19 protein-coding genes are annotated in these 14,796 nt (G+C 41.0%); 3 read left to right on the forward strand and 16 right to left on the reverse strand.

Features of this window, described 5'->3' with window-relative positions; translation table 11 throughout:
• Positions 1-180 precede the first annotated feature (180 nt).
• The 7 genes from QTO06_RS22570 to QTO06_RS22600 form a co-directional block, all read right to left on the reverse strand.
• On the reverse strand, positions 181-435 hold the full coding sequence (locus tag QTO06_RS22570) for a hypothetical protein (protein WP_331409909.1): 255 nt from the start codon (positions 433-435) through the stop codon (positions 181-183).
• 161 nt (positions 436-596) lie between these two features.
• Positions 597-1,031: a GNAT family N-acetyltransferase gene (locus QTO06_RS22575; protein ID WP_069504200.1), complete on the reverse strand. Its 435-nt coding sequence runs from the start codon at positions 1,029-1,031 to the stop codon at positions 597-599.
• Positions 1,032-1,167: 136 nt separating this feature from the next.
• The gene (locus QTO06_RS22580; protein ID WP_331409911.1) at positions 1,168-2,265 is read right to left on the reverse strand and encodes a hypothetical protein; all 1,098 of its coding nucleotides are present in this window, start codon (positions 2,263-2,265) and stop codon (positions 1,168-1,170) included.
• Positions 2,266-2,421: 156 nt separating this feature from the next.
• Complete coding sequence (locus QTO06_RS22585) at positions 2,422-2,949, reverse strand: CbrC family protein (RefSeq protein ID WP_331409912.1); 528 nt, start codon at positions 2,947-2,949, stop codon at positions 2,422-2,424.
• Between the two features lie 697 nt (positions 2,950-3,646).
• Positions 3,647-4,027, reverse strand: a complete 381-nt coding sequence (locus tag QTO06_RS22590) for a hypothetical protein (RefSeq protein ID WP_331409913.1) — start codon at positions 4,025-4,027, stop codon at positions 3,647-3,649.
• 692 nt (positions 4,028-4,719) lie between these two features.
• Positions 4,720-5,400, reverse strand: a complete 681-nt coding sequence (locus QTO06_RS22595) for a tetratricopeptide repeat protein (protein WP_331409914.1) — start codon at positions 5,398-5,400, stop codon at positions 4,720-4,722.
• A gap of 155 nt (positions 5,401-5,555) precedes the next feature.
• Complete coding sequence (locus QTO06_RS22600; RefSeq protein ID WP_331409915.1) at positions 5,556-6,014, reverse strand: GNAT family N-acetyltransferase; 459 nt, start codon at positions 6,012-6,014, stop codon at positions 5,556-5,558.
• Positions 6,015-6,212: 198 nt separating this feature from the next.
• Here QTO06_RS22600 and QTO06_RS22605 point away from each other — a divergent pair, with 198 nt between their 5' ends.
• Positions 6,213-6,461 (forward strand): type II toxin-antitoxin system Phd/YefM family antitoxin, encoded by a 249-nt coding sequence (locus QTO06_RS22605; protein WP_005377003.1) that lies wholly within the window; start codon positions 6,213-6,215, stop codon positions 6,459-6,461.
• Entirely contained in the window at positions 6,451-6,741 is a 291-nt protein-coding gene (locus QTO06_RS22610) for a type II toxin-antitoxin system RelE family toxin (RefSeq protein ID WP_148539220.1), read from the forward strand. Before QTO06_RS22605 ends, QTO06_RS22610 begins: the two co-directional genes overlap by 11 nt.
• Before the next feature lie 145 nt (positions 6,742-6,886).
• Here the strand turns inward: QTO06_RS22610 and QTO06_RS22615 are convergent, their stop codons facing one another.
• The 8 genes from QTO06_RS22615 to QTO06_RS22655 all read right to left on the reverse strand — a co-directional run bounded on the left by QTO06_RS22615 (position 6,887) and on the right by QTO06_RS22655 (position 13,239).
• Complete coding sequence (locus QTO06_RS22615; protein ID WP_005433790.1) at positions 6,887-7,288, reverse strand: HIT family protein; 402 nt, start codon at positions 7,286-7,288, stop codon at positions 6,887-6,889.
• A 151-nt stretch (positions 7,289-7,439) separates the two neighbouring features.
• Positions 7,440-8,399, reverse strand: coding sequence for a phosphotransferase (locus QTO06_RS22620; protein WP_331409917.1), 960 nt, complete (start codon positions 8,397-8,399; stop codon positions 7,440-7,442).
• A 147-nt stretch (positions 8,400-8,546) separates the two neighbouring features.
• On the reverse strand, positions 8,547-9,356 hold the full coding sequence (locus QTO06_RS22625) for an FRG domain-containing protein (RefSeq protein WP_021823186.1): 810 nt from the start codon (positions 9,354-9,356) through the stop codon (positions 8,547-8,549).
• Between the two features lie 132 nt (positions 9,357-9,488).
• Positions 9,489-10,367 (reverse strand): hypothetical protein, encoded by an 879-nt coding sequence (locus tag QTO06_RS22630; RefSeq protein WP_331409919.1) that lies wholly within the window; start codon positions 10,365-10,367, stop codon positions 9,489-9,491.
• 146 nt (positions 10,368-10,513) lie between these two features.
• Positions 10,514-11,056 (reverse strand): hypothetical protein, encoded by a 543-nt coding sequence (locus QTO06_RS22635; protein ID WP_123768058.1) that lies wholly within the window; start codon positions 11,054-11,056, stop codon positions 10,514-10,516.
• Between the two features lie 141 nt (positions 11,057-11,197).
• Positions 11,198-11,551, reverse strand: a complete 354-nt coding sequence (locus tag QTO06_RS22640; RefSeq protein WP_075111209.1) for a glyoxalase/bleomycin resistance/dioxygenase family protein — start codon at positions 11,549-11,551, stop codon at positions 11,198-11,200.
• 144 nt (positions 11,552-11,695) lie between these two features.
• Positions 11,696-12,085, reverse strand: a complete 390-nt coding sequence (locus QTO06_RS22645; RefSeq protein WP_017092091.1) for a hypothetical protein — start codon at positions 12,083-12,085, stop codon at positions 11,696-11,698.
• 602 nt (positions 12,086-12,687) lie between these two features.
• The gene (locus tag QTO06_RS22655; RefSeq protein ID WP_331409923.1) at positions 12,688-13,239 is read right to left on the reverse strand and encodes a GrpB family protein; all 552 of its coding nucleotides are present in this window, start codon (positions 13,237-13,239) and stop codon (positions 12,688-12,690) included.
• A gap of 256 nt (positions 13,240-13,495) precedes the next feature.
• On the opposite strand from QTO06_RS22655, the gene QTO06_RS22660 reads away from it, so the two are divergent.
• Positions 13,496-13,798 carry a hypothetical protein gene (locus QTO06_RS22660; protein WP_331409924.1) on the forward strand — a complete coding sequence of 101 codons (303 nt, stop codon included), beginning with the start codon at positions 13,496-13,498 and terminating at the stop codon, positions 13,796-13,798.
• A gap of 206 nt (positions 13,799-14,004) precedes the next feature.
• On the opposite strand, the gene QTO06_RS22665 is transcribed toward QTO06_RS22660, so the two are convergent.
• Positions 14,005-14,526 carry a hypothetical protein gene (locus tag QTO06_RS22665; protein WP_053050589.1) on the reverse strand — a complete coding sequence of 174 codons (522 nt, stop codon included), beginning with the start codon at positions 14,524-14,526 and terminating at the stop codon, positions 14,005-14,007.
• Between the last annotated feature and the right edge of the window lie 270 nt (positions 14,527-14,796).

The raw sequence follows: 14,796 nt of genomic DNA on the forward strand, positions 1-14,796 counted from the left end.
CGTTATAAATCCAATCTGCCATATCCACTAGCGTCTAATTGTTGGAGGAACATAACGCCCTGTTAAGTAGTGAGGCACGCTATACAAAAGCCTCTGCATTACTCCGTAATCACAAAACTAACCGCAAGCCAAAAATGCCACGCGTGCCGAATCTGCTTAAACAGTTTGTTATGTAGCGTTTTAACATTTCCACCTTTCTTTTACTGCATCAGCAATTACTTGTTCAGCTTCAAGGCCCAGTTTCTCCAACTTTGAACTCAAAGCCCCGATATGAAACCAAGGGCAACTAGGATCGTTACATTCTTTATCTGGATCGCCTTCGTGTTCAAATACTAAATGAAAGCAAAGCCAATGCATTCCTTCAAAAAGGTCATAATAATCAGAATTAACTTCAACTGGCTTATTACAATGTTTACATAGTTTTTCTTTACTCATGATACTTTTGTAATTTCCTATAGCTACATAACGCCGCGTTAAGTGGTGAGCAACGCAGACCACCAGACCTAAACCATTGTGCCGTAAACACTTAAGCTGAAGCAAACCCAAATTGCCGAGCGTTGTGAATCCGTCTTAAACGCTTTGTTATACGCCGTGCGCTAAACGTTATTGTTACTAGAACTATTATATGAGTACATTCGAACTTCGTCCCTCGGGAACCAACCAAGCTTTTCGTAAAACTGCTGGGCGTTTACATTTTCGTTGTACACAAACAAATGAGTTTTTGGAACCCCAACATTCGCTAACGCACTGATAGCTTGGCTGACCAATTCACGTCCTAAATTCTTACCACGAAAATTCGAAGATACGGCTAGGTGTTGCAGATAACCGCGACGACCGTCAGTGCCGACTAGTACCGCGCCGACAATTTCGTTGGCTGACACTGCGACGAAACTTAAATTTGGATTACGAATTAGGTAGTTATTGATGCTTTCTTTAGAGTCTGCATCTCGAAGGCTCATACCCTCAGTTTGTCCCCAAAGCTTGATCACGTCATCATAGTCCGCAATGTCCATTTCACGAATTTTTACCACATATCTCTCCTTGCGTATAACGCCGCATTAAGGTGTGAGCAACGCTTCAACGAAACTAAACCATACCACCGTAAACACGAAACCCAACGATGGAATGAAAAACGCCAAGCGTTGCGAATCACTCTTAAATGCTTTGTTATGCATTTTTTGTGAAGTGCTGTTCTATATCGTACCCAACCACGGTGCCTCTCTGCTCAAACATGTTGATGAACTTTTTAATCTCTTGCTTGCCGTTGGACCCAAAAATCAAACTGTTCAAAGTTGCTCTTATACCAAATTGATTTTTAAGAGTATTAATCGGGTTAGCTTGTGTGACCATTTTAAAAATACCCACGCCAGCTTCCATCGTTACAGGCTTATGAATGGATCCCATTCCTATTTTAGAATTTACATATTCAGATATTGAATCTAACTGTCTACGATAATTAGCAATGTCCTTAACATTGTCTTCAGAAAGTGCATTTTGAAATAACTTTAGCCAATCCCTCAACTGCGAAAAGTCCTCTCTCATTTGGAGAGCGACATGGATAAGCTCGCTAGGTGAGGAAGCTTCCTGAATAACTCTGACTGGGATTGCTGGCATATTTACAAATAGAGAATACAAAGCGTCCGTTCCATAGACTTTTTTAGATACCCTCATCTGCTCGTCATTCAGAAATGAGGTAAGTTGATGCAAAGCATCACCTGCGGGAAGCATAAAACCAGAATTGACAAAAAAACGTTTTCTAAGAGGGTGAGGAGTGTAACTACGCTCGTAAACAAAGCTACGAGCACACATACCTGCACCACCCCACATGGTAGCTGAAAGAAGTGGACTCTGAGCCCTTTTCGTTTCTTTCCAACTCAATACATTCTCTTGATGAGCTAGTTTTAGGGATTCAGTTGAACTCATATGCTCGATTATACGATTACGCGGCTCAACTAACTTATAAGGCTCTTCTAGGAATGGATAACTCCTCACTACTCCTAACTCTTTCGCTGCTAGTATGGGACTATTAGCCTCAACCCAAGCATGTTCAAATTTCTCTTCAACTAAGATCTCATCCCTTAAAACCAAATCCGTTAAGAAATCAAATAGAGCCTCTGTCTGAATTGAAGGGTAACTAACATCTTTAAAATGGTGCTCACCATTTTCTACTGTTATTTCGTGTGCCGAGGTATTTTCCATGCCATAAACAAATAAGCTGGATATATCTTGAAGAGACCAATTGTCTGAAATTATACCTTGTGCCATTTTACCTCCGTAACGACAAACTAAGAAAATGCATAACGCCCTGTTAAGGTGTGAGCAACGCAATACCAAAGCCACCGCATACCACCTTAAACACTTAAACCAACGCATAGTAAAAATGCCACGCGTTGCGAATCACTCTTAAACAGTTTGTTAGCTTTACGCAAAGTCCAGCGAATAAGTAAATATGCCACATGATCTACACTTGAACTTGTAGATTGCTGGGTTTCCACCTTTTTCATAGTAAGTGACTATTTGATGCCACTCATTAATACCTATTAGCTGATCGTTTAGTAAAACCTCTAATTCAGCGTCTTTTACCTGTAATAGATCAAACTTCTCTGCATCTCCATGAAATTCACAAGCATCGCCACAGTGCGATAGCCACACTTCTTGCTGCCATGAAATATAGCTTGGAGTTCTCTCGCAAACTTCCTTCACCACAGACTTATCAAGTCTAGCTTTCATCAATGGATGTGGATCAGCAAACTCTCCGTCGAATTTCTTCGCCGCCGAGCCATCAGAAATACACCAGGGACAAATAGTTTCTATGTCATGCTCAGAGTAAATAGTAGAAGTTGCCCTGTAGCCACGACTGACACCACAACATTCACAATTTGCATCTGTAACTTCTAAAGCACCCGTTTTAATGGGATCTGGATGATACTTAAATGTTGGTAATTCCATTGTACCTCCGGGTAAAGCTAACGCCCAATTAACGTGTGAGCAGCGCATACACTGAACTTAAACACTGCGCCGTAAACACTAAACTCAACGCGAAGTGAGAGCACCAAGCGTTGCGAATCACTGTTGAATTGTTTGTTATGTTTTACCACAAACACATGATTTACTTGAGAAAGAACTGCTATTTCTAACTAGTTTTCTGAAGCGAACCACAAGGCTGAAACCAACTTGACCGACAAAGGCGACCAACCTAAAAAGTGTAATTCCACTTCCCTGCCCAATGAGGCAACCAGTCTAAGAAACAACAAGCGCTCTATCTTTCCAACCAAAGCGCAAAACAATGTTGAATTGCCGAGGCAACTGCCAAGCCGAAATGCTAATTGGTTAAGAACCTAAAAGCGACTTAAAGCCAGTTAGACAAGAAGCCGACCGCCACGACCTGACAATGAAGCAACCCACGAACATTGGCATGTTTTACGGGCTGAGAGGCTCAAGAACTTAGATCGACAATACGGATTTGCTGAGTCTACTCGAAACGAATTGCTATAGGGACAAAGAACTAGAGCCAGAGACCTTTAAGCCTTTGAAATACAAGTAAACATAACGCCGCATTAAGGTGTGAGCAGCGCTTGGCTATACTTGAGCGAAGCGAAACTGCCAAGCGTTGCGAATCACTCTTAAATGCTTTGTTATGTACGTACTATAAATTCGTGATGAGCTGTTTTAGCTTTGCGACTTCTCTACCGTGTTCTGTAAGTTCACGACCACCCTCGCAGTTATGGCACTTCTCTCTGCTCTCTTTAGTTAGAAAAAGCTCATATGTATCTTTGGCTTCTTCATTTCCTAAACCGATATCCAAACATGTTTGCTCAAACTCAGCAAAAGACGGCTTACCAGCTTCTTCCCAAGATCTCCTCACGTCAGAGTATTTGCTATCAATATCATCTGCCCAATCACCGTACTTGCCAATAAAACGAGCTCGAGCAAAACTAATAGTAGAACCACTTCCCGTACAAACTGAACAAACTTTGGTACGTTCTTGTGATTCAATCTCTTCAATTAACATATTGATAAAACTCAAATTTACCTCCTAGTACATAACGCCGCATTAAGGTGCGAACAACGCTAAACACCTAACCCAAACCATTGCACCTTAAACACTAAACCCAAGTTTAAACTGAGATCGCCAAGCGTTGTGAGTCACTCTTAAATGCTTTGTTAGGCGGTTCACGCAATTTGTTGAAATTGAATTTAGAAAACCAACTTTTGGAAAAGTAGAAATCAACGTAACCCACTGAATTTGATTAAAACCCAAATGCTAAAGCGGCTTAGTTTCTGAAACCCACTGCAACCAAAGCAGCAAAGAAATTGGCTTTTCAGCACGTAAAAATGGAATTTGGAAAAACTAATTTTCAGAGCGAAATCCCGGCTAGTAACCAGCTTCGAAAGCAGAATAATTTGAAACGATTTGAGCCAAAGAAAATTACAGCCAGCCGACCCGAAAAACCAATGAGGCAACCCGCAAACCTTGACATGTTTTACGGGTTGAGTGATTCAAGAATTTGGGAAGACAAAGCCAGATTGCCGAGAAACTGCCTCAAATTGCCAAAGAGAAAGAATAGATTAAATCCAAGAATTTCTTTACTACGCCTAACGCCCTGTTAAGGTGTGAGCAACGCAATACCAAAGCCGCCGCATACCACCTTAAACACTAAACGCAACGCATAGTGAAAATGCCACGCGTTGCGAATCACTCTTAAACAGTTTGTTATGTTACATCCACACACTGATCTGAGGTAATAATAGAGATGAGCCATTTTTGATACTATCGTGATCGTACCCACAACCTTCAGCAAAGTCAGACCACATGTTTGTGGCATGCTCCAGGTACTCATTGTCCTTTTCTACTGCATGTTGAAGCCTTTGCATGGCTTTTTGATAAGTCTGAAGTGCTTGAACATCATTTCCGATAAGAAAGTCATAACTTGCATATTGAAGTAAATACCCTGCACTCAAAATACAATTATCTGCAGAATAATCTTGAACAAGTACTTTTTCGAGTAACTCAGCGGCAATATCACCATTCTCACCATGATATGTAATTACCTCAGCATATTTTATAGTATAAGCGGAATTATTTGGCTCCAGTGCGAGCGCTTTTTCTAGAAGAGACTCAGCCTCATCGTCATCTATGTCTAGGTCAAAGTAGATGCAAGCTTTATGATAATAAGCGTTAGCAAAATTCGGTTGCAACTCGATTACTTTATCAAAGTCCTCAATCGCTTGAGAGTAGTCCCCATGGTAATCAGATTCACGACATTCGATAGATTTAATATGCTCTCCGCCGTAAAGAATTCCTCTCTCGTAATAATGCTTGTAATTATTTGGCTCTGTAAATATCAGAAATGACAACTCTTGAATTTCTTTTCTAACCTGTAACTCTTTCTGGTCCATAATATTCTCTTTCCTAAGCCAGTAACATAACGCCCTGTTAAGGGGTGAGCAACGCAATACAACAGCCGCCGCAAACCACTTTAATCACTAAATTCAACGCATAGTAAAAATGCCACGCGTTGCGAATCCCTCTTGAACAGTTTGTTATGTGCGTGCTAATTGAGGTACTTTTGCCAATGTTGCTGCCCTTTCAAAACTACTCTGTAATCTTCGTAGCCTAATGAGTTATAGAGCTTTTTAGCTGCAACATTATCATCACCGACCTCTAATGTAATTTTGAGGTAATCATTATCACGACAATACCGTTCGATACCATTCAGTTGCGCCTTGCCCACACCTTTACCACGAAAGTTGCCCGACACCATAAAGTCATGGATATTCATCACTCTTTGCGCACGATAAGTTGAGAACGATTCAAAGCAAACCACAAAACCGGCAGGCTTATCATCGACAACACTGATAAATCCGTGGAAATAAGGCAACGCAAATAACTGCGCAATTACTGAGAGATCTAGCTCAACTGTAAATCCAGATAGGTACTCTCTAAACAAAGCCTCGAATATACCTTTGTCTTCAAGGCTTTCTGTTTCGATACGCCTGATTGTGATTTCCATATTCATTTCCACCAAAGCACATAACGCCTTGCTAAGGTGTGAGCAACGCAATACCTTAGCCTCCGCATAATACCTTAAACATATAAACCGACGCATAGTAAAAATGCCACGCGTTGCGAATCACTCTTAAGCAACTTGTTATACCGCTTTGTTGAGGCTAGAATGACCAACATAAAGACCACTTAAGAGACCGATTATATGACCACTAGAATTTTAGCCGATGTTGCTGCAAGCATTACCGAGTTGAAAGCTAACCCAATGAAAGTTGCAACTAGTGCTTATGGCGAACCTGTTGCTGTATTAAACCGAAATGAGCCAGCATTTTATTGCGTACCTGCCGAAGCGTACGAAATGATGATGGACAGACTCGAAGATCTTGAACTACTAGCTATCGCTAAAGAGCGTGAATCTGAAGAGAGCATTTCGGTAAATATTGATGACCTATAAACTCGACTTTAAAAAGAGCGCACTCAAAGAGTGGAAAAAGCTTGGCTCTACTCTGCAACAACAATTTAAGAAAAAGCTAATCGAGCGCTTAGATAACCCACATGTTCCAGCTTCAAAACTTTCTGGAACTGACAACATGTATAAAATTAAGTTGCGTCAATCGGGCTACCGTCTCGTCTACAAAGTTGAAGACGATGTCATCATTGTAACCGTCTTAGCAGTCGGAAAACGAGAACGTAGCGATGTTTACCGTAAAGCCATGAAAAGGTTAGATGATTGATTGCGGTATAACGCCTTGTTAAGGTGTGAGGCACGCAATACCGAAGCTTCCGCATACCACCTTAACCACTAAACCCAACGCATAGTAAAAATGCCACGCGTGCCGAATCACTCTTGAACAATTTGTTAGCATACTTTTTCAACGCTCATAGATCTTTAAGTGATTCTCTAAGTTTATCCATAGTTTGAATCCCAAGTTCACTACTAATCCAACCATACTGGTCGCCATGGAACCGAGGGAAAATATGCAAATGGTAATGGTCGAGCTCGTTGAAATGAGGTGCCTCTCCGTTGTTTTGCATAAAGCCGATACCATCGGGATTGAACTTAGCTTCTATACGCTTATATAAATCTCTTGCGACGTCGGTGATCTCTAAAAACACAGACTCGGGCAAGTCGATGAAAGTGCGGTATTGAGTCTTGGGACAAATTAAAATATGTCCAAAGTTGATTGGGTCATGGTCTGCAAAAGCTATAACTTGGTCAGATTCGTACACGATGACCGAGTCAATTTCACGATTAACAATTTGTTCGACTATCGTAGTCATCTAAACTCCTATCAAAGTATGCTAACGCCCTGTTAAGGTGTGAGCAACGCAACACCGATGCCACCGCAGACCACCTTAAACACCAAACGCAACGCATAGTGAAAATGCCACGCGTTGCGAATCACTCTTAAACAGATTGTTATGTACCGCCTCAAAACAAGGCACTTTCAATTTGGGACCACTGCTCCATAAAAGGGATAAAGTCCCTTTGAGGTATGAACTTCTGTGCCGCTGTATTATTTTTTAAAAATACTTCCTCCAAAGCCCACACATGGTGGTCGGCGTAAACAGCCCAGGCCTTTGCTCCATCGTTAAGCTCTAATCGGGATAGAGGCTTGACAGACAGATAGCCTTTTAATAAAGCTAATGACCTATGAAGCTCCAAATCGAACACATACATGCATGCTCTCGCCAACTCATAACCAGGAGGCATGTTTTGCACTAAATCCCAGTCGATCACATCACTTACTGTGCAATTAGAATCAAAAAAAACATTGAAATGATGAAAGTCGCCGTGGATTAATTGCCTGCTTGTTAACGGGGTATATGAGTGCGTAGCTTCTGAGCTAGCTAGATAATCACGCTGTTGTTTTACTCTTCGTAGCACCGAGTTATTCATATCAAATTCACTATTTGTTTCAATAGCAGCGACTATTTTTTGTAGTCTATCGACCCAAGCACTTTTATCCCAAGAAAGCTCAATTGTTGGAAAGTCGTTTCCAACCTCGGAAGCGAGTTGAACATGCAGGTCAGCAAGGGCTTTTCCCAACTGAAAAGCATGAAACTCAGACAGAGCACTTTTTTCGATTAACGTTCCTTTTGCTTCAGGAAATAGAGCATAAAACTCATCACCTATTTTACAAAAGGAGTGGTGATCGCGCGTCAAAACAGGGGCAATTATAGTATTTAAATTTTGCGATAACTTTCTCAGCAGCTCATGTTCTAACTTGATCTTAGCAACATTGCGAACACTATATTTTCTAAGATAATAAGTCTCTGAGGATTGGATACGAAAAACATGATTCGTCGCACCAGCTGATTGACGTTTTATACTAGCGCCAGCACCAATCTGACTCCAGTTTTCACCAACCTTACGAACAAAATCACTCATAATTCCAGTTACTCCTTAGGTACATAACGCCCTGTTAAGGGGTGAGCAACGCAATACCGACGCTGCCGCATACCACCTTAAACACTAAAACCAACGCATAGTAAAAATGCCACGCGTTGTGAATCACTCTTAAACAGTTTGTTATATCTATTGCCCAACACGCTTCTGCCAATCCAACCCTAGTACAGGCTGTTTCTTAAGACTTTGGCAAAAACCGTCAAGACCAGGATATATATTGGCTGTTGTAATATTCATACGGTGCAGCAAGCGAATGCCTGAATAACGCAGGCGAGCGGGTATTTTAAACTTAACTAAGTCTCCATCTTTACATTTGTAACCTGCCAATGACTCCTCATGTGTGTATTCCAAGTTATTTACAGCGACAAATAGTCCTTGTTGAGAAAGCAGTCGTTGGTTAGAAAAGCATGGCTCAAACGCATACAAACAAGCATCGTCATTATATTCTTCACCATCCATTACCCTAGAATGAACAATTGCTTTTTTCTGACCAAAATACTCTTCGTCTTCCTTGGCTAAAGCATCATGGTTTACACAATATAGCGCTGCATCACCATCGCCAGATTCCAGTGCAAAATACAAAGCAATATACGGAGAGAAAGAAAAATCTAACAGTCTTGTCGGTGCGCCATGATGCTGCATAACTGACAACCAACTAAGCTCGTCATCATTGGGAGGTAAGTGTTGTAAATAAAGGTGTGCATGCGATTTAAAACGCTCGATCATAACCTTTTCATGATTGCGCTTATTGATTGACATGCTGGAGCGTGAAGGTCTACCGTTATTACGTATTTTATCCGCTTCAATAAATGCCCTAGACAATGAACTCTCCAACTCCCAATCAAAGCAAGATTGTCCGCGAAATATCCATTTACGATAATGCTTTCGAGTTAAATGACGCTCAAAGTCGACCCAACTTGTAATCGTGATTGTTTCCATATTTCTCCAAAGATATAACGCCCTGTTAAGGTGTGAGCAACGCAATACCGATGCTTCCGCATACCACCTTAAACACTAAAACCACGGCATAGCAAAAATGCCAGGCGTTGCGAATCACTCTTAAACAGATTGTTATGCTTCACTTAGCCAGTGATAATACTCTTCCTCTTGCATCGCTTCATACTCACGCCGCTCTTGAATATCTTGCGCGATTCGTTGGGCACACTCCGAACAAGCATTTGTCTTGTCATAACCATACGCATTGTATACATATGCGCGCCCTTCACAGTAGTCGACATCAAAATATTGGTCGATAGATTCCAGTTCATTTTCGAAGAACAATTCATCACAGTGCGGACAATCTGTGACAGTTTCGGAATAAGTGCATACATAACATGTATCAATGCCATCGAGCACAACAAAAGTATCAGACAAACAGTTAGGACAAGCCCAAACGAGATGTTCTTCTACCCCTTCGTCCTCAATACGTTGAATGGCATTATAGACTAGCATTTCTTTTGTTTTTTCAATAACTATTAGATTTTCAATAGCATCAGAAGATAGGATTTCTTCAACTTGAATATCAAAGTGTCGACGCTGGACAGTGGCAATTAACGAGAAAACTTTGAAGAACTGCGCCTGTGCATAATCCACAGACAACTCAAATTCTGAGTGTGTAATATTATTTCTGAGCTTGATTGCGGAAGTCATTCCCTGTTTTTCTTTATCGGTAAATTGAACGTTCCCGATATCAGGGTTTGATAGACGCTCTATCGCTTTTGTCACACTTACCGTGTTTTTGGGGCTATCTATATTTTCATAAATAAACAGTGGATGGATATTCTTAAGAACTAATTTAAGACTTAGCTCCAGTGATTGGACTAAGTTTAAAATTGCAAACTGCCAATGACGTACATCATCCTCCGCACCAATGGCTTTATCGACAGCCTCAACTAGAAAAGATTGACTATTCTCTAGCAAGCTTAATTTTACTGATTTATTGACTGTCAAAACAGTATTCCTCCGCTCTATTGAAGCATAACGCCGCGTTAAGTGGTGAGCAACGCTACCACCAGACATAAACCATTGTGCCGTAAACACTAAAGCTGAATCAAACCGAAAATGCCAAGCGTTGGGAATCCGTCTTAAACGCTTTGTTATGGTTTATTTTTCAAGTGCTCCAGTATCTTATCCGTACTTTGTGATATTGAGTCTAATACAGGATTAATTGAGACCTTCGGCTCATCAGAGTTAGCTTGATTTAAATAAAGTTCAATAATCTTAGTCGTTGCTTCTTCACTAGACTCTTTGGCGACTAAAAGCCCTTGATACTTGTAAAGCAAAAGTAATTCTCTTTCAAAAAATGCTGTACGACTAGAGTGGTATTTTAACATTCCCAGTGAAGCCATAATTGCCAACAAAAGCCCTGATACAGCCCAATATCCAAAGTAATTTTCATTAATCAATTTAACGAAATCAGGCATTTTAGGTTTGTCAGCTACTAAGTAACCTACTCGCTCAGTCAGTTGGACAAAGGCACTTGCCACAGTCTGCAATTGGAGATTGGTATAAGTAGCAAAAATAAAGATGACGACTAATATCCCAATAGCTAACCCCCACACCCAGCGTAAAAAGCCTCTCGTCTTCTTCTGGTGGTACTCAAGCTGCTTGGCTGTGAAATCTATAGAATTGTCTAACATATTTGTACGCTTCCTTATGAACCATAACGCCTTGTTAAGGGGTGAGCAACGCAATACTGAAGCTCCCGCACATCACCTTAATCACTAAAACCAACGCATAGTAAAAATGCCACGCGTTGCGAATCCCTCTTGAACAATTTGTTATGTGGTTTTCCCACGTAGTCCTATTAAGTTTCCAAATGGGTCCTCAACTTGGCACATTGAAAGCCCATCTTCAATTTCCATTGGCCCACGATAAAGACACGCACCTAGTTCTTCAAAATGAGCCAGAGCAACACATAAATTATCTACTGACCAGTAAATAACTGTACCACTTTTACCAGCACCAACTTTTTTGTCTGCTTGGACTATTTCTAGTGAGAAGCCATTTAGATCAAGCACCGTGAAATCAAAGTCAGGATGGTAAAACGGAACGGCTTCTGGAAAAGCTTTCTTGTACCATTCAAGTCCTTTCACTACATCTGGGACATGAACAAGAACCGCTGATGGATTCATAATTTCTCTCCAACCACATAACGCCCTGTTAAGGTGTGAGCAACGCAATACCGATGCCGCTGCATACCACCTTAACCACTAAAACTAACGCATAGTAAAAATGCCACGCGTTGCGAATCACTCTTAAACAGTTTGTTATAAACACTATTTCATGACACTAACTACTGATATTAATACCGCAATCAAAGCAATTATGGTCGTAGCTTTGAATTGTGCGCTGCCCTCATGAGATGACAGCAAACGCTGTGCCTCACCAAGTGTGGTCAGCGCAATGTTTCGTGTATTGAATGCTACTGAAAGCTTACCGGAGCATTTTTGAATTGAGTTGTAATCATCCGGCATATTTGTATGGGGTTCAATTTCAGAGTCCAATTCAGAAAGCTGTTTACGAAGTTTTCCCAGTTTCACCTCGAAACCATGAAGCTTTTTTGAGCAAAAAATGTGATAAAACTGGGGTTTAAACTCCGATATATCATTGAGCACGGAGAAGCATTCCTTGTTCAATTCCATCGCTTTTTTATTGATTTTATTCATCTTAACTTCCTGTGCTTATAACGCCGCGTTAAGGGGTGAGTGCCGCATAAACCAAGTTTCCGCACACCACTTTCACCACCAAAACTCACCGCATACCAAAAATGCCATGCGGCATGAATCCCACTTAAACGCCTTGTTATGTTTAAGCCTCAAAGGGTTAAGTTTTGCGATACCAAAGCTTAACTCAACTTATCTTTGAAAACCAAAACTAGACGCTAAAAAACTGAATTAACTAATAAATTTGAATTTACTGATATTGAGTTTTAGCGTGGAAAACTGGAGCTCAAACTTTGCGTCATTCGACTCAAAAACGCACTGAACTTAAATGAGGCGACTCTCTGAATTTTTAGCGCCCACGAATTGGAGTCCAGAAAACAGCGACCACTAAACGTAACTTGCCGACAAGACCAAAATTAGAAAGCTGAGAAAGCAAAGAAAAGATGCAACCAACTGATTTTACGTGACTAAACATAACGCCCTGTTAAGGGGTGAGCAACGCAATACCAAAGCCGCCGCAAACTACCTTAAACACTTAAACCAACGCATAGTGAAAATGCCACGCGTTGCGAATCCCTCTTGAACAGTTTGTTAGGTTTATGATTTTACGATGTAAGTGACAATATTCTTTGAATATAAGCTGCTTTAGCCTCAGGATAATCTTGCCTACTGACGCCATTTGCAACTAAGCCCTGTTTGAGGGCATTGTACTCGATTAGCAACTCTCGGTTTTGAATGTGAGCATCTCTAAATTGAATATGTCTTCTTAACTTTGAGTCACCCTTCTTATAAGCATGAACATGGATATAATCGAAACGTTCGTTATCGCTGTAATATGTAAAGAAACAACGACCTTCAACACCCTGCTCTCCTTTGCAAGTAAAGCCTAGAGATTCGAGCGCTAGAATGTTTTGCTTAAGAGTTAAATTGTCATTATACGCGATACCTATATCTATTATCGGTTTTGCAGTTGAGCCTGGGATCGCTGTACTACCTATATGATAAATAGCCACACCGCCCAAATTAGGCGCAATCGCACTAACAATGAGATCATAGGCTTCAGACCATGTATGGACGTAGTCGGTTAACTGGACTGTAAAACGCTCTAGCCCTACACCTAACTCCTCAAGTCGCTTTATCAACTCAGATTTATCCACTTTAACTTCCCATGTTAACTCGTAAACCTAACGCCCTGCTAAGGGGTGAGCAACGCAATACCGATGTCACCGCATACCACCTTAATCACTAAATTCAACGCATAGTAAAAATGCCACGCGTTGCGAATCCCTCTTGAGCAGTTTGTTAGTCGCGAGGCACCGAGCGACAATTTTAAGCCGAAATAAACTTTGCGAACAACAAACTTTATGTGCTTTGATGCATTTAAGTCAGGCGTTGTCTCAAAGCGGTAAGTCAATGAAACCACTTGGAACAAACAACGCCGCAGAAAACGGACTTACAACACCAAAAAGAGCCTTTGGAAAGCCAATCTCACAGTGCGGACTTTCAACAAAGTCACTGAAACCACGTGGAACTTACCACACCAGAGAAAACGTCATTTCAGCGAGTAGATGTGCTTTTGAACCAACAAACTCACCGGGCAGAGTTGCAACCAAAAACAGACTCTCGATTGCCCTGCTCTGTAAGCACCAAAGAACAAAACAACCGCTAGAACAGTTACAAAACTTTGGACTTAAAACAGCTAAAACTAAGTTCTGATGATCGAAGATTAATCGGTGTACCAAGTAAACAGCTGCTAAATATTAAGCTCAGAAACATGATTTTGATTGCTAGCTTTTTCTGGCGACTAACGCCCAATTAAGGTGTGAAGCACGCAACCACGACTCTCAATTTGACCACCGTAAACACCGAACTCAACCCAAACCGAAAATGCCAAGCGTGCTGAATCACTCTTAAATTGTTTGTTAGGTTTGTTGCAAATATGGTGCTATAAAGTCAACCAGAAAGCAGTATAACAATATAAGACCGGCTCCAAATCCCGACAAAACTGTTGGAATAACTGTAAAAACCCAGACCCTAGCGTTAATCAGTGCGCTTTTTTGCTCAATACGCTGTATTTCACTTAGAGACGACATGTCGGGCTTTTGAAGCCGTTTTGAGACTCTGTGCATTTGTACTGAAACACTGATCATTTTATATAGTTCAAATCCTATAAATGTCATCAGTGATATCAGTATAAGTGCGCCTGAGCTTAAAATAGCCCATTGAGGTAAATCACTTTTTAGACTTGACCATAAAGTAAAGAAACCGACATAACCAGCAGCAATAATTACATTGCTGTAAGAGTTAGCTTTTCCGTATACGTGAGCAACTACTTCTTTTGTCGCCGCTATATTTTCGTTTGTCATGATACGAGCTTGCTGCTGACTCATCCGATTAATGTGACCCGCTAAATCATTGTGCCTATCAACACAACGTCGTTCCATGTCGTATATTTCTCTGCTCAATTCACTATCTCCAGAAAACCTAACGCCCTGTTAAGGGGTGAGCAACGCAATACCGAAGTCGCCGCATACCGCCTTAAACACTAAAACCAACGCATGATGAAAATGCCACGCGTTGCGAATCCCTCTTGAACAGTTTGTTATGTGTTGTTGCTGGAACTATGCGCCTTACTCACGGAATATGGCGACAATTTCACTTTTTTTCAGAAACCAACTCACTCTGTTACTTCCCTTTTTAAAAGTGATATTACT

The sequence above is a fragment of the Vibrio sp. M260121 genome (assembly GCF_036533715.1).
In the GTDB taxonomy this organism is placed as follows: domain Bacteria; phylum Pseudomonadota; class Gammaproteobacteria; order Enterobacterales; family Vibrionaceae; genus Vibrio.